The organism is Bacillus sp. NTK071 (genome assembly GCF_017303315.1).
In the GTDB taxonomy this organism is placed as follows: domain Bacteria; phylum Bacillota; class Bacilli; order Bacillales; family Guptibacillaceae; genus Guptibacillus.
Genome location: NZ_JAFKOI010000016.1, coordinates 39,989 through 61,825, shown reverse-complemented (window position 1 = coordinate 61,825; position 21,837 = coordinate 39,989). Strand labels below are relative to the sequence as shown.

25 protein-coding genes are annotated in these 21,837 nt (G+C 38.5%); 14 read left to right on the top strand and 11 right to left on the bottom strand.

Features of this window, described 5'->3' with window-relative positions; genetic code table 11:
• The first annotated feature begins 168 nt into the window (after window positions 1-168).
• The gene (locus tag JI666_RS18095; RefSeq protein WP_206894417.1) at window positions 169-876 is read left to right on the top strand and encodes a YqjF family protein; all 708 of its coding nucleotides are present in this window, start codon (window positions 169-171) and stop codon (window positions 874-876) included.
• A 29-nt stretch (window positions 877-905) separates the two neighbouring features.
• Here the strand turns inward: JI666_RS18095 and rarD are convergent, their stop codons facing one another.
• Complete coding sequence (gene rarD / locus JI666_RS18090; RefSeq protein ID WP_206894416.1) at window positions 906-1,847, bottom strand: EamA family transporter RarD; 942 nt, start codon at window positions 1,845-1,847, stop codon at window positions 906-908.
• 125 nt (window positions 1,848-1,972) lie between these two features.
• Here rarD and JI666_RS18085 point away from each other — a divergent pair, with 125 nt between their 5' ends.
• Window positions 1,973-2,674, top strand: coding sequence for a YybI family spore inner coat protein (locus tag JI666_RS18085; RefSeq protein ID WP_206894415.1), 702 nt, complete (start codon window positions 1,973-1,975; stop codon window positions 2,672-2,674).
• A 45-nt stretch (window positions 2,675-2,719) separates the two neighbouring features.
• Here the strand turns inward: JI666_RS18085 and JI666_RS18080 are convergent, their stop codons facing one another.
• A complete protein-coding gene (locus JI666_RS18080; protein WP_206894414.1) occupies window positions 2,720-2,845 on the bottom strand; it encodes a DUF2639 domain-containing protein in 126 nt (41 codons plus the stop codon).
• Between the two features lie 331 nt (window positions 2,846-3,176).
• On the opposite strand from JI666_RS18080, the gene JI666_RS18075 reads away from it, so the two are divergent.
• The 3 genes from JI666_RS18075 (at window position 3,177) to JI666_RS18065 (ending at window position 6,470) form a co-directional block, all read left to right on the top strand.
• Entirely contained in the window at window positions 3,177-4,121 is a 945-nt protein-coding gene (locus tag JI666_RS18075; RefSeq protein WP_206894413.1) for an efflux ABC transporter ATPase subunit, DrrA-related, read from the top strand.
• A gap of 4 nt (window positions 4,122-4,125) precedes the next feature.
• Complete coding sequence (locus tag JI666_RS18070; protein ID WP_206894412.1) at window positions 4,126-4,917, top strand: ABC transporter permease; 792 nt, start codon at window positions 4,126-4,128, stop codon at window positions 4,915-4,917.
• A 239-nt stretch (window positions 4,918-5,156) separates the two neighbouring features.
• Window positions 5,157-6,470, top strand: coding sequence for a lysine N(6)-hydroxylase/L-ornithine N(5)-oxygenase family protein (locus tag JI666_RS18065; protein WP_349769361.1), 1,314 nt, complete (start codon window positions 5,157-5,159; stop codon window positions 6,468-6,470).
• 168 nt (window positions 6,471-6,638) lie between these two features.
• Here the strand turns inward: JI666_RS18065 and JI666_RS18060 are convergent, their stop codons facing one another.
• From JI666_RS18060 to ytvA, 4 genes are all read right to left on the bottom strand, one after another.
• Window positions 6,639-7,427, bottom strand: coding sequence for an STAS domain-containing protein (locus JI666_RS18060; protein ID WP_206894409.1), 789 nt, complete (start codon window positions 7,425-7,427; stop codon window positions 6,639-6,641).
• A gap of 65 nt (window positions 7,428-7,492) precedes the next feature.
• Complete coding sequence (locus JI666_RS18055) at window positions 7,493-7,765, bottom strand: acylphosphatase (RefSeq protein ID WP_206894406.1); 273 nt, start codon at window positions 7,763-7,765, stop codon at window positions 7,493-7,495.
• 48 nt (window positions 7,766-7,813) lie between these two features.
• Window positions 7,814-8,569 carry a YwaF family protein gene (locus JI666_RS18050; protein WP_206894405.1) on the bottom strand — a complete coding sequence of 252 codons (756 nt, stop codon included), beginning with the start codon at window positions 8,567-8,569 and terminating at the stop codon, window positions 7,814-7,816.
• Between the two features lie 103 nt (window positions 8,570-8,672).
• Window positions 8,673-9,461 (bottom strand): YtvA family blue-light photoreceptor, encoded by a 789-nt coding sequence (gene ytvA, locus JI666_RS18045; RefSeq protein ID WP_206894404.1) that lies wholly within the window; start codon window positions 9,459-9,461, stop codon window positions 8,673-8,675.
• Between the two features lie 238 nt (window positions 9,462-9,699).
• Between ytvA and JI666_RS18040 the strand changes: the two genes are divergently transcribed.
• The 6 genes from JI666_RS18040 (at window position 9,700) to JI666_RS18015 (ending at window position 14,108) form a co-directional block, all read left to right on the top strand.
• The gene (locus tag JI666_RS18040) at window positions 9,700-10,914 is read left to right on the top strand and encodes an EAL domain-containing protein (RefSeq protein WP_206894403.1); all 1,215 of its coding nucleotides are present in this window, start codon (window positions 9,700-9,702) and stop codon (window positions 10,912-10,914) included.
• 133 nt (window positions 10,915-11,047) lie between these two features.
• The gene (locus tag JI666_RS18035; protein WP_206894446.1) at window positions 11,048-11,449 is read left to right on the top strand and encodes a secondary thiamine-phosphate synthase enzyme YjbQ; all 402 of its coding nucleotides are present in this window, start codon (window positions 11,048-11,050) and stop codon (window positions 11,447-11,449) included.
• Between the two features lie 2 nt (window positions 11,450-11,451).
• On the top strand, window positions 11,452-11,922 hold the full coding sequence (locus tag JI666_RS18030) for a low molecular weight protein-tyrosine-phosphatase (protein WP_206894402.1): 471 nt from the start codon (window positions 11,452-11,454) through the stop codon (window positions 11,920-11,922).
• Complete coding sequence (locus JI666_RS18025) at window positions 11,919-12,785, top strand: fructosamine kinase family protein (protein WP_206894401.1); 867 nt, start codon at window positions 11,919-11,921, stop codon at window positions 12,783-12,785. The genes JI666_RS18030 and JI666_RS18025 overlap by 4 nt, the downstream gene beginning before the upstream one ends.
• 74 nt (window positions 12,786-12,859) lie before the next feature.
• Complete coding sequence (locus JI666_RS18020; RefSeq protein WP_206894400.1) at window positions 12,860-13,261, top strand: YtxH domain-containing protein; 402 nt, start codon at window positions 12,860-12,862, stop codon at window positions 13,259-13,261.
• A gap of 22 nt (window positions 13,262-13,283) precedes the next feature.
• A complete protein-coding gene (locus JI666_RS18015) occupies window positions 13,284-14,108 on the top strand; it encodes a YihY/virulence factor BrkB family protein (RefSeq protein WP_206894398.1) in 825 nt (274 codons plus the stop codon).
• Window positions 14,109-14,148: 40 nt separating this feature from the next.
• Here JI666_RS18015 and JI666_RS18010 read toward each other — a convergent pair whose 3' ends face one another.
• Window positions 14,149-16,062: a heavy metal translocating P-type ATPase gene (locus JI666_RS18010; RefSeq protein ID WP_206894396.1), complete on the bottom strand. Its 1,914-nt coding sequence runs from the start codon at window positions 16,060-16,062 to the stop codon at window positions 14,149-14,151.
• A gap of 297 nt (window positions 16,063-16,359) precedes the next feature.
• Here JI666_RS18010 and JI666_RS18005 point away from each other — a divergent pair, with 297 nt between their 5' ends.
• A complete protein-coding gene (locus JI666_RS18005) occupies window positions 16,360-17,157 on the top strand; it encodes a VLRF1 family aeRF1-type release factor (RefSeq protein ID WP_206894394.1) in 798 nt (265 codons plus the stop codon).
• A 40-nt stretch (window positions 17,158-17,197) separates the two neighbouring features.
• Here the strand turns inward: JI666_RS18005 and JI666_RS18000 are convergent, their stop codons facing one another.
• Window positions 17,198-18,364 (bottom strand): class I SAM-dependent methyltransferase, encoded by a 1,167-nt coding sequence (locus tag JI666_RS18000; RefSeq protein WP_286170943.1) that lies wholly within the window; start codon window positions 18,362-18,364, stop codon window positions 17,198-17,200.
• Between the two features lie 102 nt (window positions 18,365-18,466).
• On the opposite strand from JI666_RS18000, the gene JI666_RS17995 reads away from it, so the two are divergent.
• Window positions 18,467-18,928 carry a VanZ family protein gene (locus JI666_RS17995; RefSeq protein ID WP_206894392.1) on the top strand — a complete coding sequence of 154 codons (462 nt, stop codon included), beginning with the start codon at window positions 18,467-18,469 and terminating at the stop codon, window positions 18,926-18,928.
• A 37-nt stretch (window positions 18,929-18,965) separates the two neighbouring features.
• Here JI666_RS17995 and JI666_RS17990 read toward each other — a convergent pair whose 3' ends face one another.
• Both JI666_RS17990 and JI666_RS17985 read right to left on the bottom strand, forming a co-directional pair.
• Entirely contained in the window at window positions 18,966-19,424 is a 459-nt protein-coding gene (locus JI666_RS17990) for a thiol-disulfide oxidoreductase YkuV (protein WP_048313589.1), read from the bottom strand.
• Between the two features lie 141 nt (window positions 19,425-19,565).
• Window positions 19,566-20,738: an MFS transporter gene (locus tag JI666_RS17985; RefSeq protein ID WP_206894390.1), complete on the bottom strand. Its 1,173-nt coding sequence runs from the start codon at window positions 20,736-20,738 to the stop codon at window positions 19,566-19,568.
• A 131-nt stretch (window positions 20,739-20,869) separates the two neighbouring features.
• Here JI666_RS17985 and JI666_RS17980 point away from each other — a divergent pair, with 131 nt between their 5' ends.
• Window positions 20,870-21,259, top strand: coding sequence for an OsmC family protein (locus JI666_RS17980; protein WP_206894389.1), 390 nt, complete (start codon window positions 20,870-20,872; stop codon window positions 21,257-21,259).
• 62 nt (window positions 21,260-21,321) lie between these two features.
• On the opposite strand, the gene JI666_RS17975 is transcribed toward JI666_RS17980, so the two are convergent.
• Window positions 21,322-21,744 (bottom strand): pyridoxamine 5'-phosphate oxidase family protein, encoded by a 423-nt coding sequence (locus JI666_RS17975; RefSeq protein WP_206894442.1) that lies wholly within the window; start codon window positions 21,742-21,744, stop codon window positions 21,322-21,324.
• Between the last annotated feature and the right edge of the window lie 93 nt (window positions 21,745-21,837).

Below are 21,837 nucleotides of genomic sequence, written 5' to 3'. Positions count from 1 at the left end.
CCACAATTTAATAAAATTGATCAAAGTTTTAGCACTATGGATTTAAATAGTGTGCTGTGGAAACGTAAGAAGACTGATGTTGAATAACAGCACACATTCGTTAAGTCTCTACAATTGAACAGAATGTATGTATTTGGATATGCTAACGATAGAAATGGAGGGATCCGGATGGAAAGCAGTAAAAGGAAGGGATGGATTATGAAGCAAACGTGGGAGGATCTCTTATTCTTGCATTGGCCTGTTGATGCTTTGTGGCTACAATCATTGCTTCCGTTTGAACTTGAAGTAGATACGTTTGATGGACTTGCCTGGATTGGTATCGTCCCATTTGAAATGAACAGCATTAGATTTAGAGGACTTCCAGCGGTGCCATTCGCCTCTCGTTTGTTAGAACTCAATGTGCGTACTTACGTCAAATATGGAAATAAGCAGGGCGTTTACTTCTTTAGCCTTGATGCGAGTCATATGCCAGGAGTATTGATTGCAAGGAATGTTTTTCATCTTCCATATTTTAAAGCAGACATGTCAAAACGGAAGGATAGACTTGAGGTGGACTTTAGCTCGGCTCGAACTCATAAAGGTGTTAAGCAAGCGAAGTATCACATTAAGTATGAACCTACTTCTGATCCATACGAAGCAAAGAAGGGGAATCTTGATTTCTGGTTAACTGAACGAGATCGGTTGTTTATTGTTCGAAACGAAAGCGTTCTTCAAGGGAAAATTGATCACGACAGATGGCCGCTTCAAGACGCAAAAGCTGATGTTCTTCATGATACTTTATCACAAGGATACAGATACAAAGAGCATCAAACTATAACACACTTTTCAAAATCTGTTACTACCTATTTGTGGCCGTTTGAAAAGGTGGGTAAATAAAAAATCCCACGCGTGTGGGATTTACTTAATTAAGATAACGAATGTTTTTCTTGAAAGGCTTTTGGCTCTATGCGCTGAAATATCTTTGTGCGAGAAAGTGTGAAGATCAGCAATGCTGCCCAGATCAATACAAAACTAATGAAGTGAGCAGAGGTAAATGTTTCGTCATACAGAAACACTCCCTGAATCAACATTAGAGTTGGTGCAATGTATTGGAGAAACCCAATCATAGAAAGCGAGATTCGGTTAGCGCCAGTTGCGAAGAGTAATAATGGCACAGCTGTAACGATACCTGCACCAAGTAATAGGGCGAGAATCGTCGTGTTTTCTACGTAAAGGGCATCTCCAACGCTATCACGGACACTGATAAGGTAAATCAATGCAAATGGTGTGATAAACAACGTTTCAATGGTAAGTCCAGTTAGTGCGCCAAGTCTGGCAGTTTTTTTCAACAAACCGTAAATACTAAAACTTAAAGCGAGAACTAATGAAACCCATGGAATTTCGCCGAAACGAAATACAAGGTTTAGCACACCGATTGTCGCAAGTGCGAATGAGATCATCTGCCAGAATGAGAGACGTTCTTTAAGAAAAAGGATGCCGAGCAGCACGCTGATCAACGGATTAATATAATAACCGAGGCTCGTTTGTATAACATGATCGTGATTGACTGCCCAAATAAAAGCATACCAATTGATTGTAATAAACAGTGAGGCGAACGCAATCGCAGTGAGTTTCTTTGGTTGGCTTAGTATGGAAATGAGTTCTTTCTGAAAAGATGATAGCTTTCCAAGTACTAGCAGAATAGCAATCATAAATACAAAAGACCAGATGATTCGATGAGCGAGCACTTCTTCAGAAGGAACATCTGCCACTAGTTTCCAATAAAGTGGGAGAATTCCCCATAGAAAATAAGCACCAGCCCCTGATATAATACCGATTGTTTGATCTTGATCTATTCCCGCCTTCATAGGCAATCCCTCGTTTCAGTAAGTTTCACTTTTATCAGTTTAGCTTCCTTTCCATTTCATTACAACGATAATGGACTGAATTATTAAACATAGACTAGTAATGAAACATAGTGAGGGGGATGCAGATGAATCGGAACGATCGAATCATATTAGATCAAAAAGTAGGCGATGTGACAGGAGATGGAGTTCCTGACATTGTTGTATTGACAGGTACTAAACCATTTGGAAGTGATACACCTTTCGTTGACCAAGTGGTGTTAATGATAACAAACGGTGCTACTGGAATAGAAGTATCTTTTGCTCTACCTGGAAGTAGTGGGTACAATCCCACCCTTTATCTAGGAGAATTTACTGGGAACAAAGTGAATGAAATACTTGTGCGCTCTAACTCTGGTGGGAGTGGTGGAATTACGTATGATTTTCTGTATTCTTATTTGAATCAATCGTTGAGATTATTATTTGATCAGGAAAGTTTCTATAACGCCTTTTCGTACGCAGTTAACTACCTTCATGATTACCAGGCTAAAGTAGAAAATAAAACCTTACAGCAAACTTATATTGTGAGTCTTCTATATAAGGGGAAGGAGTATCTTTCAGAGATTTATAATGAAGATGGTACATTAAAAGTTCCTATTAGGGGTGATGTATTGCCACCGGGAGGGGTTTATCCTATTGATTTGCAAAGAGATGGTGTTGATGAATTACTGATTTATCAGAGGGTGATCGGGAGATACAATGCGGATGGGCTAGGCTTTCTTTCAACACCTATTCAGTGGAAAGAAAACCGTTTTGTCCCTATGTATCAAGCGCTTTGTATTTTTGGATAGTAATTATGTATAAAGGGGGATCACTCCCCCTTTAATGGCAGTTTCTTATTGTTTTTCAAGAAGAGATGCAAGTACGTGTTTCTTGAATTTCTCAGTCTTGCGTCCTTCAATGTAACGTACATCATGTTTCTTAAGCTGTTCAACGTACCAGCCTTTGCTTCCGTAATGCATCGAACCATCCTTTCTCTAATGAAAATTCTATAAGGATTATTCTATAACCTTAACCGTGAACCATGGTAACATCTATTCCATGGTTGTGAAAAGGGAAAAAGTGAATTTTATATTAGAAAAAGACATATTCATTTCGCAACAGAATATCGAAGTAATATAAGTCGAAATTAACAGATTCGTAATGTAAAACCTTGATAACCTGATGAGGTTTTTCTTTTTATACACCTAGCAGACTTTGTTAAAGGATAAAATGAAATGAGAAGAGAATTTAAGTAACGTGTGGATGTAATTCATTATCATATCTTGCAATACGCCCAACGGAGGTTAGAAAATGGATGGATCGATATTAGTACATGATCTGGTGAAAACATATAAAGGCGATGTGAAAGCTGTTCAGGGGGTTAGTTTTGAGGTAGCTGAAGGTGAATTCTTTGCCTTTCTTGGTCCGAACGGTGCTGGTAAATCGACAACAGTACAAATTCTAACGACGCTTGTCAAGCCAACTTCAGGTACGATACAAATCGGCGGTGTTAATGTAAATGAGCAACCAGAACGTGTTAGGTGGAATATTGGTGTTGCATTGCAAGAAACAGGCATAGATCCTGTTTTGACAGGAAGAGAATTAATTGAAATGCAGGCGCGACTTTTTGGTTTCACTAAGAAAGAGGCAAAAGAGAGAGCGAGTGAGTTGCTCACATTAGTAGATTTAAACGATGCAGCCGATCGACCTTGTGGAAAATATTCTGGAGGAATGAGGCGACGTCTTGATCTCGCTTTGACGTTAGTGCATAAGCCCAAGATCCTTTTTCTAGACGAACCTACGACTGGACTCGATCCTTCTAATCGGAAAGCCATTTGGAAAGAGATTAAGCGATTGAATAAAGAAGAAGGAACGACTATCTTTCTTACCACACAATACCTTGAAGAAGCTGATCAGTTAGCCGATCGTATTAGCATTATTAATGAGGGCAGAATTGTTGCTTCTGGAAGTGCAGAAGAACTGAAAAGGACACTCGGATTTGATGCCATTCAGCTTGTTTTTCATGAACCAGAAGAAGCCGAACGTGCAAGTGAGGTCTTAAATGATGTTGGCGAGAACATGGAACGATCAAGAGAGGAAGTGACAATCTATACTGAAAATGGGACTCAGCTTCTTTCTGAGCTCGTTCGTATGCTTGATGAACATCAGCTCTCACCTAAAACGCTTAACGTGAAGCCTCCTTCACTTGATGATGTATTTATTAACGTTACAAATGAACAAAAGGAGAGGGCGTGAGCGTATGAATGAACAGAAAAAAGGATCCTTCCTTGTTGATACATTGGTTTTTACGAAAAGAAGTATCGTTACCATCATTCGAAACCCACTTATCTTCATTCCCAATTTAATCATTAGTCTTTTTTTCTTGTTTGTCTATGAAGGTGGTTTAAGCGGAATCTCGCAACTGCCGGCATTTGAAGGAGCTAATTATCTTGCGTTTATTCTCCCAGTATCGATTGTCTCAGCTGCAATAGGTGGTGCTGGTGGAGCAGGACAAGCGCTCGTGAAGGATCTAGAAAATGGGTATTTCTCTAGACTTCTGTTAACACCATCTTCAAGGCTTGCCATTGTTCTTGGGCCGATTATTGCTGGAATGCTTCAGCTTCTTATTCAAACGATATTAATTCTAGTGATTGCCTATTTTCTAGGTCTAGAGGTAGCTGCTGGTTTTGGTGGAGTGATTGTAGTCCTTTTGCTTACGCTCGGATGGGGACTTGCATTTGCAGGTTACTCAGTCGGAGTAGCACTCCGAACAAAAAATGCACAGTCTGCACAGGCGGGTACATTTGTTTTCTTCCCGCTTATCTTTCTAAGTACAACATTTGTACCGTACGAGTTAATCGAAGCAGGATGGCTTAAAATAGCTGCTACAATTAATCCAACAACTTATTTATTTGAAGCAATGCGTTCCGTTTTTATTGATGGATGGGAACCATGGCCACTTGTAAGAGGATTTCTAGTCATAGCCCTGTTATGTGCGATTACCATTTCGTTCTCAGCCGTAAGTGCGTCGAAAGCTGTGAGCTCTGATTAAGACTCTGCCCCCGCTAATAGCGGGTTTTTGTTTTAGGTTCACTTCTAAAAGTTTGTTGTTTTTAGTGTTTATCTTATTGATTGGCCATCACAGGGCGTAAATCAGTCAAAAATCAACACCACTCATTAACATAGCCTATTGATTTAAAGTTGTAGCTTTTGGGTAAACCAAGATATGCGATAGTACTGTTTGAATTAAATTACGCTATTCATTAGAGCATGGAATGGAGATCAAAGGACGTGAACACATTGAAGAATGATAATAAACTATATGATCTTGTAGGAATAGGCATAGGACCATTTAATTTAGGCATGGCAGCACTAGCAGATCAAACAGAAATAGATGCCATTTATTTCGATCAAAAGGAAGAGTTTAGTTGGCACCCGGGAATGTTAATTGATGGAGCTGATTTACAGGTGCCCTTCCTAGCGGACCTTGTAACAATTGCAGACCCTAAAAGTCCTTATACTTTTATTAATTACTTGCATGAACATAATCGTCTTTATCAGTTTTACTTTTTCAATAAATTAGATATACCAAGAAAAGAATACAATGCTTACACCCGCTGGGTAGCATCGAGCCTTTCTAATTGCCACTTCGGTAAGAAGGTGATAGATGTTATATACCATGAAGAAGGAAAGTACTACGAGGTATCCATTGAAGATGTTAAATCATTGGAAACTCAAGTGATTAAATCGAAGCATGTGGTTCTCGGAACGGGAAGCGTACCAAACATTCCGGATGGATTTGAAGGTTATTCTAATGAAGATGTTCTTCATACAAATCACTATCTCTATCGTGAAAAAGACCTGAAGAAATCGGATTCTGTTACAGTGGTTGGGTCTGGACAGAGTGCTGCTGAGGTATTCTACGATTTTCTTCATGATCAAGAACGATATGGCTATAGCTTGCGATGGTTAACTCGATCTTCAGGTTTCTTCCAGCTTGAACAAGCTAAGCTTGGACAAGAAGTGTTCTCACCAGATTATGTTAGCTATTTTCATGGACTTCCATTTGAAGAAAGAACGAATGCACTAGAAACGCTTGGTACGCTTCGAAAAGGAGTAGATCCTTCCACTCTGAAAAATATTTATCATCTACTTTACCATCGTTCTACTGAAGAACAACCTGATGTCACGATTCAACCTTTGACAGAAGTAAATGGAATTGAGAAGAAAGGAAAGAGTTATGTTTTGAATTGTAGACAATGGCAAGAGGATCATTCGTTTACAGTAGAAACAGATAAGGTTGTGCTTGCGACAGGTTACAAGCCACACTTTCCAGATTGGTTCAATCGAATTACTGATGAAATAGAATGGGAAGATGAGAAGCGTTTTAAAGTAGAAATGGACCAACAACTTGTTTTTAAAGATAGGCGTGATAATCATGTGTTTACACTTACAAACCTTGACCACTCACATGGAACTGGTGCAACGAACCTTGCGCTGTCCGTTGAGCGAAACAAGCGAGTATTAAATCGAGTAGCTGGTAAAGAACTATACTCTATTAATACAAATACCGTCTTTCAACAATTCTCTAGTAAGGGAATGTAGAAGGGGATGAGTTGGTTTCTAAAGGCTCTTTTTGATTGTTGCAATTATAAGATTTTTCTTTAGAGAAACCCACTTCAAATCAATCACTACACTTATAGCTACAGTGTATATGAAAGGAGCCTTTAAAGAAGAATCAAAAAAGCTGACATATAAGTGTCAGCTTTTTATTTATTCATCGATTTTAACAAGAGAGTATCCTTCGAGATTAACCACATAATTAATACCCTGACGAAATGTAGCGAAGGTAGGGATAGAAGGATCAAGATTTATGTTAATAAACCACTGTACAATCCGTTTTGTAATTCCAACATAGACAACAGTAATGCCCATTAAGCTTAGTGATTTGGTCATGGTTTCACACAGTTTATGTGCTGAGCTTTGCCCCATTTCAGTTAGCCCTGAGAAATCGATTAGAACGTAATCAGTACTGTTTGTAGCACAGTAGTTTAACGCACTCTGTATAAGGTTTTCCGAGCGGTCATCAGTCATCGTTCCAATAAGAGGAACAAGGATGGCATTATCGATAACAGTAGGAATAATAGCGTTTGATAGTTCATTGACCAGCTTCTTATTTTCTTCGAATTCTTTCTGCACTTCAGTGACATCACGCCAAACCAGCATGTAGCCTATTTTGTCTCCACTTTCACCACAGTACTCAGAGATGACAATGTTTGCTGCAAAACGATCAAACAGCTTAATTGTGCTTTGGTAAGGTAGTTGATGTTGTAAAATTCCTCTCTGATGGGAAGGGTGCTTATAAAATTCATCTATACTTCGTCCTATAAGGTCATTAGGCTCATCTATTCCGAGATAACCCAACATCGATTCTAGTAAAGCTTGTGCTGGTTGGTTAAACCAAACGATATGATAGTTTAAGTCACACACGAAGATATTATCACCAAGGCAATTTAAAGCTCTAATCGTCTCCGTTTGTGAGAAAAAAGTTGTATCTGTCAATTTACTACCCCCGAGCTAAAAACTCCATTTAATCGTATTATAGTCTATCTACTTGGCAATTTCTATTAATAACGAATGGAAAAGGAACGCTCGTTATCTTGAACTTCTTTTTCTTGTGTTTTGATTTCGTCTACAGAAGAATAGGGACTTCCTTCTTTTATAGTAGAAACAAACCTTTCCAAAGTAGAATCTTCTCCTTGAGCTTCAATCTCAACAGATCCATCCATGTGGTTCATAACGTAACCACTCAGTTCATGTTGAGCTGCTTTCTGCTGGGTATAGGCTCTAAATCCTACACCTTGAACTTTACCTTTTACAATCAATTGATACCGTTTCATATGACCTCAACCTTTCAATTAGTGATAGTTATGTCATATCCTATTTGTTTACCTGTTAAACTGCGTAGTTTTGGAATTATCTTTAGCAGTGTTTATCCATTTAGTAAAGGTGAATGGTATATAAAGTAGGTGAAATGCGATGATTGTGATGCCTTCGAGTGAGAGTAAATAGAATGGCCAGGGACCAAGGTATGTTAGCAACGTGTTGCTTGAAGGCTTAGCCATTAAATACATGTAATTTGCATCAAGGAGCAGATTTAATATGAAAACGAGAGATACATAAAGGTTTAAGCTAACAAAGGCTATCCAAACAGACTTGTATGTGGGGGTGTACTTTTCAATCATAATCATAAAAAAGGTTGTTACTACAATGCCACCATGAGCTATAAAAAAGTGTACGAATCGGAAGTGAGGAGAGGCGTATACACCAAGGTCAGGTGTAATCATGGCGAGGATTGCACTCGCAGTTCCCACGAAATAAATGATTTCAAAAACGACGAAACGTCTTGTTAGCAGAAGGAATACAGCAAGAAAGAGGGAAATGCTGCTAAGTTGAAGTGGCAGTGTTGTAGATATATCCCATTTCTCATGATACATAAACCAGAGATGAAAGCTTAATTCAGACATTGCTAACACTATAGCGATGTTGATGCGTACAACAACGTTCGTTAAAGGATGCCTCAGTTGAGTTTTAAGGATAAGCATCGATAACAACACAATTACAAGTATACAGAGAGAGAGAATATGTGGTGTGGAGAATAATACGAAATCACGACTAGTGGACCATGAGAAGAAACTCATCATTGGCACGACCTCTCTATCCAAAACAAATTAATTTTAATTAGGTGCGAGACTTAAAAAAGCTTCCGAACAAGAATCGAAAGCTTTTCGAGAGGCTTTGAATTAATTAGTTAATATCCTTTAACGCATGTTTAACAGATGGAAAGCTTTTCACTGATGATAGAGTTAGATCATCTTTCATTCCTTCTAGAACGAACTCTGGACGAACCCCTGTAATCATAAGCCTAGCGCCCATTAACTTGATTAGTTGATTTAACTGATCAACGCCTTGATGAAGTTGTCTTGTAAAGTGACTAACGCCGGACAGATCAAGAATTAAATGTTCATCGCCACTTTTCTGTATATGTGTACTTACATTATGGAGAAGTAATTCGACGCGCTCATCATCAATATCACCAACGAGTGGAACAATGGAAACGTTGCGGTCGATTGGGACGATTGGGGTCGATAAACTCTTCACTTGATCGAGATAACGGTCGGATCGTTCCTCCGCTTCTTTTCTTTTTGTAACGTCCTGCTGAACACCTACAAAGTAGGTTTGGTGCTCGCTTTCTATATAGACTGGATAGATTTGCAATTCATTCCAGAAGGCCTGTCCGTTTTTACGATAGTTTTTGATTTCTACTTTGATTTTTTCTTTGTTCTTAATAGCCGAACGTAGCTTGTTAATCTGTTCTTGGTCTGTATCAACACCTTGTAGAAAGCGACAATTGTAACCAAGAATTTCTTCAGATGAATATCCACTTAGATCTTGAAAGCCACGATTTGTATAAACGATAGGATTGTCTGGAAGTTCTGGGTCTGTAATGACAACACCAGTTTCAACAAATTCAATAGCTGTTCTTACGAATTCATTTTTTTTCATGCGTTTGAGTTGATCTTTATTTACCCTCATATTGACATCTCCATGACTTATTCGTTCTCATACTATCATCACCTTTTACATTCAATGTTACTACTAGTATAAATCTCTTAGTTATAAATTCCAATGAAAACCCATTTATTCTGCTGGAAGATTAAAAATGACTGATCAATTCAGTTAAGTAGGATGAGAAGAAGGTGAAAGAAAAGAGTGTTTATGCGGTTCATGGTATAATATTAGTATTTACTTTTATCCGAGGGAGGGGTTAGTCATGGATGCACTTGATGTAATGGGAAAGAAAGAAGATATTTTCCCATACTTCCAGCCTATTGTTAGTGCTGACAAGCAACAGATTATTGGATACGAAGTTCTCGGACGAATTCAAACAGATGATGGGATCGAAAGTTTAGGGTTTTTCTTTCAAGATCACTCAATTCCAGAAGATTACATAATGGAAATAGATACGCATATACGAAAGTTAGCGATTCGCTATTTTCAAAAGCAAGAAAGTGATCAATGCTTATTCTTTAATTGTAGCGCAAGACATCTTCTATTTGACCATGGTGAAACAATGTCAAATTCTCTTGAGGAATATGGAGCAAACGGCATTGTGTTCGATAAAATTGTGATTGAAGTGTCTGACTATGATATTGATGATAATGAGCTTCAGAAGCTTCAACATATTCTCACTTATTATAAAAGTCTCGGTGTGCAGGTTGCGATTAGTCATGCAGGTAATATGATGAGTAACATTGAAAAAATCGCTATTCTTAATCCGAATATTATTAAAGTTGGTTTAACGAACCTCAAAGATAAAGGAATGCCTCCTGAATATAAAGAAGTTCTTTATGCTCTATCCATGCTTGGTCGCAAAATTGGGGCAACGTTATTGTTTGAAGGGATTGAGGGAGTTGGACAATTGAAATATGCCTGGGAGAACGGCGGCCGTTATTACCAGGGTTATTACTTTGGAAAGCCAGGCCCAGAATTTCTTTCGAATGATGAGTTTAAGCCACTTCTTGCAAAAGAATTCCATCATTTTATTGTTCATGAAAGAAAGCGTTTGCTTTCTTTGTATGAGTTATCGCAAGATTTCAATCGGCATTTACAACAACAAATTAAGCGTACAAAGCAAAATAATTGGAATGATATAGTGTCTGATGCTGCGCGTTCTTTAGGAGATGCTTGCTTCAGAGGTTATATTTGTGATGAAGACGGACATCAAGTTTCTTCTAACTATTATCGGAGTGGAGAAGGAGTTTGGGAATTTCAGCCTGAATACGAAGGAAATAACTGGAGTTGGCGTCCATATTTTCTCGAAAACATCGTGAGGATGAGGCATGAACAAGTAGGAATCCTTTCTGATTTATACAGTGACATTGAGACAAATGAACTCATTCGTACCTACTCCTATCCAATTAATGACACCCATTATTTGTTTCTTGATATTCCTTATCTGTATCTCTATGAACGCGATGACTATTAAGATGTATAACGTCGGCAACCCCGCCGGCGTTATTTATACTTAACAGTTAATTGGAGGTGGGAAATTCATTCGTTCTTACGTATCATAAGACGAGAAGAAGGGTAGTACAAATATAGACTGGGGAGTGACAATGATGCTTAAAAGAATTTCTGTTAAAACGAATCAACGGGATCAAATGCTTGATATTACGTCTGAAGTTAGACATGCTATCGGCGAGGCGGGTTTTAAAAACGGTGTGGTAATTGTGTATTCTGCCCATACGACAGCAGGTATTACAATAAACGAAAATGCTGATCCTGATGTTAAGCATGATATGCTTATGAGACTAGCTGAAGTTTATCCGTGGGAGCATTCCAATTATCGGCATGCAGAAGGAAATTCAGCTTCCCATTTGAAAACGAGTACTGTAGGAGCATCCCAGACGGTCATTGTTGAAAATGGAGAACTTGTTTTAGGAACATGGCAAGGAATTTACTTCTGTGAGTTTGATGGACCTCGTAACCGTACGGTTTACATTAAAACAATGGAGGGATAACGATGATACGAGTTCTATTCGTTTGTCTTGGTAACATTTGTCGCTCACCGATGGCAGAGGCCATATTTCGCTCTCAAGTAGAGAGTGTTGGGCTTTCTGACCAAATTGAAGTAGATTCAGCAGGAACCGGTGACTGGCATATTGGCGAGCCTCCGCATGAAGGAACAACGGAAATACTTAGCAAGAAAAATATCACGACGAATGGAATAAAGGCAAGACAGGTTAAAAAAATCGATCTTGATCAGTTTGATTATCTTGTAGCAATGGATGCAGCCAATTTAGGGGAACTTCATGAAATGGCAGGGATGCAGCCAGCAAATTCCATTTCACGTTTAATGGATTATGTGACTGACAGTGAGTTTGAAGATGTACCAGATCCTTATTTTGATGGGAACTTTGAACAAGTTTATGAAATGGTAACGGTCGGATGCGAGAGATTGCTCGAGCATATAAGGGAAGATAAAGGAATATGAAGGACGCAATAGATAAGGCAGTAAGAGCAGTGGGAGACGAAACATCGATTGAAAATTGCGAGGCCGTTTCAGGAGGATCGATTAATGATGCTTTCTATATCAAAACAGGCGCACGAGAATACTTTGCAAAATTAAATCGTTCCGCTCCTGACGATTTTTTTGAAGTTGAAGAAAAAGGACTTCGCCTTCTTAAGCAACATGGTATTCGTGTTCCAAAGCCCTTACTCATTCTCCCCCGTGAAAAATCGGAGATGGTTTTTCTTATGGAATGGATCCCCTCCGTGCCATCCAGCGGGAAAACGGATCGGGCACTTGGGAGTCTGGTCGCAGAAATGCATCAGAAGAGAGCAACCACTGTGGGTTTAGCTGAACCCAATTACATTGGTGAACTCCCTCAGCCCAATCACCAGGAAAGAGATTGGGTAGCTTTCTTTCGAGATCACCGACTTGGTACAATTCAGAGGATAGCGAATGAGAAAAATATTCTCTCTAAAGAACGTAACCACCAACTAGAGGTATTAAAGGATAACCTTCGCTCTTTCCTTGGACATAATCCGGAAATATCGCTCCTACATGGTGATTTATGGGGAGGGAACTGGCTTGAAAGTGAGAGCGGCAAACCATACCTAATTGACCCAGCCGTCTATTACGGTGACAGAGAAGTTGACATTGCTTTTACATATTTATTCGGGGGGTATTCAACGGAGTTCTACAATCAATATCAAGCTGATTATCCGCTTCTAAATGGATGGGAAGAACGAATTCCCATTTATCAGCTATATTATCTGCTTGTTCATCTTGTCCTATTTGGGGAAAGCTATGGAAGCGCGGTGGATCGTATTCTTAAAAGATACACGGTTTAAATCATATGAATGCGTTTCATTGCTTATGATAAGGGGAAAATAGTCTCATCTTTATAACTCGAGGAGGGAATTAAATGAGTCAGTCATATCCAGGCGGTAAACAGAATAAATTGTTTAAAGCAGTCCTGATTGGTGGACTAGCAGGTGCAATAATCTCGCTACTTGATCGAGGTACAAGAGAATCGATTAAAACAAGTTCTAAGCGTGCAGGTAATGTGTTACGTGATGTGAAAAACAACCCATCATACTATACTGATAAATGGAAGCAAACGGTAGAGGAAGCGAGTGGACTTATGAAAGAAGTACAAGATGACATCTCTACCTTATCAGAGAAATTTAATGGACTAAAAGAAAGTTCAGTTGAAGCGTTTAATCTTGTGAAAGAAACGCAACATGATATTAAAGAAATCGGTTCAAAAGTTGTTGAAGCAGGTGAAGAGTTAACAGGTAAAGATATAGATACAATGACGCATTAATTAAGCAGCAGGAGGGTAAATAGTGGATGCAACGTTTAGTGAATTTTCAAAGCAGCTTTTCTCAAGAATGAAAGAGCACTATGTAACGGATTTGTCGGCGCAGCTTGCCTATTATTTTTTGCTATCGCTCTTTCCGTTTTTAATATTCTCTATTACCCTCTTGACTCATTTTGATTTTTCTCAGGATCAAATTCTAGATTTAATATCCCAATATGCCCCTTCAGAATCATTTGTTACAATCCAGGAAAATTTGATTCTAGAAGATGGCGCCCGTAAAAGTCTTCTCTCATTTGGGATAATCGCAACCATTTGGTCAGCATCCAATGCCATTAATGCGATTATTAAGTCGTTAAATAGAGCGTATAACGTGAAAGAAAGCCGCCATTTTCTAATTGCAAGAGGACTGTCAATCCTGTTGTCGTTTGCTATGATTTTTGTCATAGTTGTAGCACTTGTATTACCGGTGTTTGGTGAAACGCTCTGGCGTTTCTTCGTCTCGTTATTTGATATTCCAGAGTCGTTTAGTTTTATGTTTGGAATTATTCGATGGTTTTTGAGCCTTTCCATTATGATTATTGTATTTATGTTTATTTACTATTACGCACCAAATAAACGCTTGAATTATAAGGATGTTTTGATTGGCTCAATTTTTGCATCAGTAACGTGGCAACTTGTATCACTTGTATTTTCTTACTACATCAATAACTTTGGTAATTATTCTGCTACTTATGGAAGTCTCGGTGGAGTGATTGCGCTCATGCTTTGGTTCTACTTGACTGGACTTGTCATTATTGTGGGTGGAGAAGTGAATGCTACTTCAAACTATTTCCGTAAGAAAAGCCAATAAAAAAGCAGCCTAGAGCTGCATTTTTTATTGGTTAAATTTATCATTTCAACAAGCGAAGTCCATTTAATATAACTAGAATCGTACTTCCTTCATGCCCGAGTACACCAAGAGGAAGAGTTAGAAACTGAAAGAAATTCGAGGCGATTAGGATGAGGATAATTGAAATAGAAAAAACAATATTTTGTTTTACAATAAGATTCAATCGGTTCGATAAACTCACTGCTTGAGTGAGCTTGCCAAGATCGTTTTTCATTAAAACAACGTCTGCAGATTCAAGTGCTACATCCGTACCTTGCCCCATAGCAATTCCAACGTCTGAGACTGCCAGGGCAGGAGCATCGTTTATGCCATCTCCAATCATTCCAACCGTACCGTATTGCATTCTAAGCTCCTGTAGTTTCTTTACTTTATCTTCTGGAAGACAATTAGCGTAATATGTTTGAATTCCAACTTCCTCAGCAATGGCTCTAGCCGTTTGTTCGCTATCTCCAGTCAGCATAACAGGTTCGATACCACGCTTTTTAAGAGCTTTCACCATTGCATTAGATTCGCTTCTAACTTTATCTTTAAGTGCAATCATTCCCGCAATCCCTTTGTCATCAGATGCCAGAACGATCGTTTTTCCACTTTGTTGTAATAAGGTATATTGCTCATGGAATGCATCGAATCCCAACGTTTCTGTGAAAAATCCTAATTTACCCACCCTCCATGTCGTTTCACCTAGTTTAGCTTCAACACCCCATCCAGAGTGATCCATCATTTGGTCAGGTTCATACCAGTCAAAAGGACCTGCGTATTGGACAATAGCCTTACCGAGAGGGTGGGTTGATTGCCGTTCTATTGATGCTACGTATTTAATAAACAAGTCTTCCTCAATATCATCCCGTGTAAAAACGTCTGTTACAACAGGAGAACCTTCAGTAAGAGTACCTGTTTTATCAAGTGCGACTGCTTTCATTGTACCAAGTTGCTCAAGGTGAACCCCTCCTTTAAAAAGGATACCAGTCCGTGCGCCTGCAGATATTGCAGAAAGCGTCGCAGGCATTATGGAAGCGACTAAAGCACAAGGAGAAGCAACAACGAGAAATACCATGGCGCGATAAATTGTTTCATCCCATGTCCAGCCTAGCGCGTAATGAGGAAGCACCATAAGAACTGCTCCGATTGAGAGCACACTTTTAACATACCAACCTTCTAGTTTCTCAATAAATAATTGAGAGGGTGCTTTCTGATCTTGAGCTTCCTGTACGAGTGTGATGATTTTCTGAAAGACGGTATCTTCGCTTCGCTTTGTCATCTTCACTGTCAAATGTCCTGAAATATTGAAAGTACCAGCATAAACTTCTTCATCAATTTGCTTTGTAACAGGTAGTGATTCTCCGGTGATGGCTGACTGATTAACAGAGGTTTGACCTTTTATAATTACGCCATCCGCTGGGACTCTTTCCCCGGGGCGAATGAGAAGTAGGTCATTAATTGAGAGGGAAGAAGCTGCTACGATACGTTCAATCCCATTTTCAAGTATCGTAGCCGTTTCAGGTTGAATTTCCATAAGAGACTCTAGTTCACGTTCACTTTTATTCAATGTATAGGTTTCGAGTGCACCACTCAATGCAAAGATAAAAATCAGAATGGCACCCTCGGTCCAGTATCCTATGCTACCAGCTCCAATAGCCGCGATAATCATGAGGAGTTCAACATTAACATCTTTGTCAGCGATTGAATCCGCTATGCCTTCTTTAGCTTTAGCGAATCCCCCTATAATAAAAGCAATGATATAAAGAGTGGATTCGGTAGGAGGTGTGAATGTCCCTTCCATTAACCAAGCGAAAGCAATAATAATACCGCTAACTAATGCAGCAATCAGTTCACCATGTCTTTTAAGTACGTTCCACCAAAAGGAAGTATGCGTTGGGTATGTGTTGGACTGAATATTAACCTGTTCCATTATCATTCCTCCTTTGAATAATTGGGAAAAGCATCCTCAATTATTCATTTAAAGCTATAATGTGTAACCTGATTTCGGATTACAGCAATTAAAATGCGATTAAAACAAGTCTTTATAAACCATTTGTTGAGAACGATTTTCATTAAATTAGAATCATTATTATATTTTAATGATTTTATTCTATCACATAATATTCACAGTGACCATATAAAAGAAAACAAATGGGCGAGATGATTTGACGTTTAATACGAGGAAATATGCGGGAATGGAGTTTATATCCAAGAAATAATGAGGAGGATAACAATGTTATTAAAAGAGAAGCTAGAACAGTTTAAACATGCGCAGGTCCAAAAGCCAAATAAAGTTTTTACACTATACTTAAATACAGACCGTCGTGATGCAGATCGACAAAATGGAGAATGGAAGATTCAGCTGAAAAATGGATTCCGCAATTTTGAAGATTATTTAAAACAGAGCGACAACAAAGAAGAACTTGAAAATTTTGAGAAAGTAAAAGAAAAAGTACAGAATGAGCTAGATCGAATCGAAAATGATTTAAATCGTGGTTTAGTCATTATTGCTTCTTCAGACGACCAAATTTGGTTTGTAGAACGAACTCAAGTACCAGTTGAAACGAATTTATACTGGGAAGAAGAACCGGAGCTCGATCAATTACAACAACTAGAAGATCAGTATCCTAATACAGGAATTATCCTTGTTCATTATGATTATGTACGGATTCTTGAAACGGAGCTAGGTTTCCTTACAAATAGTGAAGAATATGCATGGGATCCTGATGAAGATAACTGGAGAAAATACGAAGGTACGACTGGAAACGAAAACATATCCGGTAACGGTAGTACCGCTCAACGCGAACTATATGAAGATCGAATTAAAGCAAATCGAGAAAGATGGTATAAATCCATGGCGGCTAAGCTTGATAAGAAAGCCAAAAATCGTAAGTGGGAAAAGATTTACGTAGCTGGTGAAAAAGAAGAAGCTAGTGAATTAAATGAACTAATGAATAAAGAGGGAATTGTTATCGGTAAAAATTATGCTGATAAACGAGATGATGAAGTTATTACGTCCCTTGTTTCTTAATGAAAAAGCACCCAATCGGGTGCTTTTCTAGTATGGAGGTCTATTGTTTAATTGCTTTAACTGTAAAAATTTTTGGAATGCCACGATCATGGAGTTTACTATTGGGTTCTTCTGCTACTTGTTTAATCATTAATCCTTCCTCTGCAATGGCTGTTATAACCTCGCCTAGCGTCCATTTTCTTTGGAGAACAATACTCTCTTCAGTGTTATTCTCAAGATGTTTCTCAAAGGCAACGCCTCTTTGATGAATGGAAGGATCAAAGTAATTCCCGTCCACTTTATGTTTCTTGCCTTTAGACGTAATAAGCTTTGTTGAAATTGGATGAAAGTCCTGTACAATAAACGTTCCACCAGGCATTAAAAGACGCTTAACAACCTTGAATAACGGTTGAAGATCTAAAAAGTAGTGTAAAATTCCAAGTTCCATTACGACAACTTCGAATGTACCATCGTGTTTCTCATCGATTTTAAGGATGTCAGATACATAATAAGATAACTCCACGTTGCATTGTTCTGCAAGTTCCTTTGCATACCGTTCATTTTCATATGAGAAATCAATTACAGTCGATTTTGCTCCTAGCAAACCCATAGCAGTTGCCTTCATCCCATGTGAGCCCATTAGATTAGCTACATTTTTGTCTTCCATTGGAGGGAGGAAAGGCATAAGTGATTTAAGTCGTGCCACCGGATTCGCCTTCAACTTAGTCGCTGCCTCTTCAGGAGTGCCGAATCGGTTAAGAAGCGCTTCATATGTTTGTTGATTCCATGATTTTTCATTTTGCTCTGTAACTTTATTCTGCATCATAATAAGATGTTGATTTACAAGGGAGCGCCATTCTGGTAGCTGTTGATAATAGTAAAGGGAAATACAAGGAACAGTAAAACCATGAAAAGGAACTTCAATTAAATAAGGGTCTGTACGAATAACTGTATTATAGGTGCATTCCACCAGCACCTTTTGATCATTTATTTCATAAATGGCGACAGATTTTTCGTTTGAATGCTCTGGTATAGCTTGTCCGAACATCTTGTTGAATTCATCGGTAACAAACTCAAACCCATCCCATTGAATTGAAATTGCTAGGATATCAGGAGCTGTGCTCACTTCTTGAAGCCATAGTGCGGTTTCATTTATAAAGGAATAAGGAATGTTATAGTTATTAAGAGTTGTTGATAGTTTTGATAAGACGTTTGGCTGATCGGGCATTTTTTCACCTCAAATTTGTTACATGAACATATTTTGTATAGAATACTATAGCATATAGACTGGCCATAAGGCATCTAACTGACAGGGAGAGAGACATGTACTATGCAGACTCAAAATGAAGGTGTTCTAACACAGAAGTGGGTAAAAAAAGGCGGTGCATTGGCTTTATGTATCTACCTACTAGCTCTTTTTTATGCTACTTTGTTTATTTATAATTATTATCCATATGGTAAATCCGTTAACCTTGTATTGTTTGATAGTATTAAACTGATGTGGGAGAGCGGTAGTTACTGGCTAATTCTAAAGAATATTATCGGTAATATTCTATTATTCATGCCTCTTGGTTTTCTTATACCGCTTGTTAGCAATAAATGGAAATCCGGCTTAATTATTGCCATAATCGGTTTTGCAACAAGCACTTTAATTGAGTTACTACAATATTTTGTTGCTCAACGAATTTTTGATATTGACGATATTTTGCTTAATGCTCTAGGTGCCGTAGTGGGGTATGTGGCTTTCAGGCTTGTTCTTAGCTTATACAAAAAAATCAAAAAGACAAAATAAAGAAGCAGCATCAAGCTGCCTCTTTATTTGTCCTTTTTTAATCTTCCTTTTTCGCTTTATCGAGAAGCTTCGTGATGCGTTTAGTAAGCATCTTGCGTCCCTCTCCACCTGCTTGGAAGTGACGAAGTTTACCTTCAGAATCAAATACATAGTATGCTGGTACATATTGATTGTCGAATGCGTCAGTAAGTTTGTGGTCACTGTCCACAAAGATCGGTTGGCTGATATCGTGCTGGTCAGCTACCTCTTTAATTTCATCTAAATCAAGATCTTTTTCAGAGCGTGGCATATGAACAGCTATTACGTTCATGTCCTCACTATACTCGTCACGGAATTCATTGATCATTGGCATTGCCTCTTTACACAGACCACAGCTGATGGACCAAAAGTGAACGAGTGTAAGAGGCTTATTTCCAACTAAATCGCTTTTTGAAACTTCTCCATTAAACCATGCTTTTGCACCTTCGAATTCAGGCATTTCTTCTCGTAATTTCATCCTGTATCGACTCCTTTTTTATAGGCTAATTATAATCATTATCAATTAATCACAATTATTATTATAGTATATTCAATTCATAAGTCAATGAAAAGGGTTTTTTAATTATAGTATTAAAATGGCTAATAAAATGTTTCTTACTCATGATGAAGTAGAATAGTTTGCTGATTGTTCAGGACTACGGTGAGTAGCAGTTGCTATAAATAAGAAGAGTAACATACCGCTAATCGCATAGAAAATACTACCCTGTCCAAACCAATCAATAAACAAACCACCTAGATACGGTCCGAGTATACTACCAATTCCAAAGAAAATGCCAGCGAGAATGTTACCGGTAGGTAGCAGACTATTAGGAAGAAGATCGGCTAAATAGGTAATGCTTAAAGAAAATAATGAACCGACCATCATGCCAGCAAGGAAGAATAACATAAATAGAGATGTGACGGACGTCGTGAAAATGGCGCCTGAAAAACAAATCCATCCAATCAGCATACTTAGAAGCAATACATTTTTACGGCCAAATTTATCGCTCCATATTCCGAGAGGCATTTGGAAAACGAGACTTCCTACAACAAATGCAGGCAGAAGGATGGAGACAGCTTTAACATCAAGCCCAGCTCTCAGAGCATATACTGGGAAATTACCATGCAGGGAAGCTTCTAGAAATCCATATCCAAAAGAAGGCAGTAGAGCTACCCAGCCGATTTTTAATACATGCAAGTATTTTGAGAACACGCGATCAGAACCTGACGTCAGTGGATCAGGAAATTCATTCGTAATCCTTGTAAGCAAGAACCAGGTGACTAAGGAAATACCTGATGCAATGACAAAAGGTAGGTATAGCGAAAATTGAACAAGAATCGTTGAAAGTGGACCTGCAGCAAAGCCTAGACCAAATGCCGATCCGTAAATCGCGATGTTTCGCCCACGTTTCTCTTTAGAAGTGGTAGTTGTAATCCAGAGTTGTGTTGCAAAGTGAAGCAAGTTATCTCCAATTCCGACAATGATACGAAGAATAAACCAGAACCAGAATGCTTGCCAGATTGGAATCAGGATAACAGATATAGCGACAAGAAGAAGTCCCACGCTAATCGCAGGTTTGTATCCAAATTTGCGGACTGGCTTTTCGATAAACGGAGAAGCAAATAGAATTCCAATATATAAGGCGGAGGCATTTAATCCATTCATGCTTGAGGAAACACCTGACTCTTCCAGTAGAATAGAGAGGAGAGGTAGAAGCATGCCTTGAGAATATCCTGATATGAAAACAATTGAAATTAGAATAAAGAAACGATAACGATTTGATTCAGACATTTGTTCACATCCAAAAAAAGAAGTTGCAATCAGTGCCAATTATAATGGAAGGGCACAAAAAGAGCCACCGTTCGCAATTTTTGAAATCATGTTCTAAAATAGATACAGCGCAATTAAAAGGAGTGAACGTATTGGAATTTAACATGAAGAAAGAAGAAACAGGGTTTACAGCTGATTTTGGATATGGAACTTTGCATATTTCTGGAGATGACCAGTATGGCTACCGTCCCTACCAGCTTCTTGTCTCATCTGTAGCTGTCTGCAGTGGAGGGGTACTTCGCCAAATTCTTGATAAAAAGCGAATGAGTTATGAAGATATCAAAATCAAAGCGGATGTCACACGAAATGAGGAAGCGGCAAATCGTGTAGAAAAAATCCATCTTCATTTTACGTTAATAGGTGACCTCGATGAACAAAAGGTTGAAAGAGCACTTGAACTAACGAAGAAACATTGTTCAATGGCTCAATCTGTTATAGGAAGTATTGAACTTAAAGAAACATTTGATATTCTAGCTAAGTAGAGAAATGGAACAGGGACACCCAACGCGGTGTCCCTGTTCCATTTCAGTTATTGTTTGCAGTTCTACAACTCAAGCGTTTCTGGTGTATTCTCTCCTTCATTCATCAGGCGAATCGTATCAGGAGTAATTTTGAGTACAATGTAATTCGGATCATCTGGGGAATCGAACCATTGCTTCATCTGATCTCCCCATAATTTTTCCTTCGTTTCTTTTGAATCATCGATCGTAACATGACCTTGTACTTCAACGTAGCGATCATGCCATCCTTCACCATCATATCCAAGAAGAACATGAACATTGTGATTTTGCTCGATATCCTCTACTTTATGTGTTTTTCTGCTTGTAGGCGTCATTAACGTCAGTTCATTGTGAAAGAACGTCATAAATCTAGAGTGCGGTTTGTTGTCTTTAATCGTACTTAACGTACCTACATAGTGTGAATCGAAGATATTTAAAACTTTATTTTTGATTTCAGTTTGGGACATTGCCATTGAACTATTCTCCTTTCGAATTTAACTCTAGTCTTAATCTTCCTTTATTCTCGAATTCTAAAACCAGATAATATGCCATTATTTACT

Excerpts from the sequence above, each read along its gene's own strand:
- ytvA (WP_206894404.1), bottom strand. The coding sequence starts at position 9,461 with ATGAGGGTAAATAAAGATCAACTCAAACGCATGAAAAAAAATGAATTC.
- JI666_RS17995 (WP_206894392.1), top strand. The coding sequence starts at position 18,467 with ATGCAGACTCAAAATGAAGGTGTTCTAACACAGAAGTGGGTAAAAAAA.
- JI666_RS18025 (WP_206894401.1), top strand. The coding sequence starts at position 11,919 with ATGAAGGACGCAATAGATAAGGCAGTAAGAGCAGTGGGAGACGAAACA.
- JI666_RS18010 (WP_206894396.1), bottom strand. The coding sequence starts at position 16,062 with ATGATAATGGAACAGGTTAATATTCAGTCCAACACATACCCAACGCAT.
- JI666_RS18075 (WP_206894413.1), top strand. The coding sequence starts at position 3,177 with ATGGATGGATCGATATTAGTACATGATCTGGTGAAAACATATAAAGGC.
- JI666_RS18085 (WP_206894415.1), top strand. The coding sequence starts at position 1,973 with ATGAATCGGAACGATCGAATCATATTAGATCAAAAAGTAGGCGATGTG.
- JI666_RS18050 (WP_206894405.1), bottom strand. The coding sequence starts at position 8,569 with ATGATGAGTTTCTTCTCATGGTCCACTAGTCGTGATTTCGTATTATTC.
- JI666_RS18070 (WP_206894412.1), top strand. The coding sequence starts at position 4,126 with ATGAATGAACAGAAAAAAGGATCCTTCCTTGTTGATACATTGGTTTTT.
- JI666_RS18005 (WP_206894394.1), top strand. The coding sequence starts at position 16,360 with ATGTTATTAAAAGAGAAGCTAGAACAGTTTAAACATGCGCAGGTCCAA.
- JI666_RS17990 (WP_048313589.1), bottom strand. The coding sequence starts at position 19,424 with ATGAAATTACGAGAAGAAATGCCTGAATTCGAAGGTGCAAAAGCATGG.
- JI666_RS18030 (WP_206894402.1), top strand. The coding sequence starts at position 11,452 with ATGATACGAGTTCTATTCGTTTGTCTTGGTAACATTTGTCGCTCACCG.
- JI666_RS18080 (WP_206894414.1), bottom strand. The coding sequence starts at position 2,845 with ATGCATTACGGAAGCAAAGGCTGGTACGTTGAACAGCTTAAGAAACAT.
- JI666_RS17985 (WP_206894390.1), bottom strand. The coding sequence starts at position 20,738 with ATGTCTGAATCAAATCGTTATCGTTTCTTTATTCTAATTTCAATTGTT.
- JI666_RS18000 (WP_286170943.1), bottom strand. The coding sequence starts at position 18,364 with ATGCCCGATCAGCCAAACGTCTTATCAAAACTATCAACAACTCTTAAT.
- JI666_RS17975 (WP_206894442.1), bottom strand. The coding sequence starts at position 21,744 with ATGTCCCAAACTGAAATCAAAAATAAAGTTTTAAATATCTTCGATTCA.
- JI666_RS18020 (WP_206894400.1), top strand. The coding sequence starts at position 12,860 with ATGAGTCAGTCATATCCAGGCGGTAAACAGAATAAATTGTTTAAAGCA.
- JI666_RS18040 (WP_206894403.1), top strand. The coding sequence starts at position 9,700 with ATGGATGCACTTGATGTAATGGGAAAGAAAGAAGATATTTTCCCATAC.
- JI666_RS18035 (WP_206894446.1), top strand. The coding sequence starts at position 11,048 with ATGCTTAAAAGAATTTCTGTTAAAACGAATCAACGGGATCAAATGCTT.
- JI666_RS18055 (WP_206894406.1), bottom strand. The coding sequence starts at position 7,765 with ATGAAACGGTATCAATTGATTGTAAAAGGTAAAGTTCAAGGTGTAGGA.
- JI666_RS18095 (WP_206894417.1), top strand. The coding sequence starts at position 169 with ATGGAAAGCAGTAAAAGGAAGGGATGGATTATGAAGCAAACGTGGGAG.
- rarD (WP_206894416.1), bottom strand. The coding sequence starts at position 1,847 with ATGAAGGCGGGAATAGATCAAGATCAAACAATCGGTATTATATCAGGG.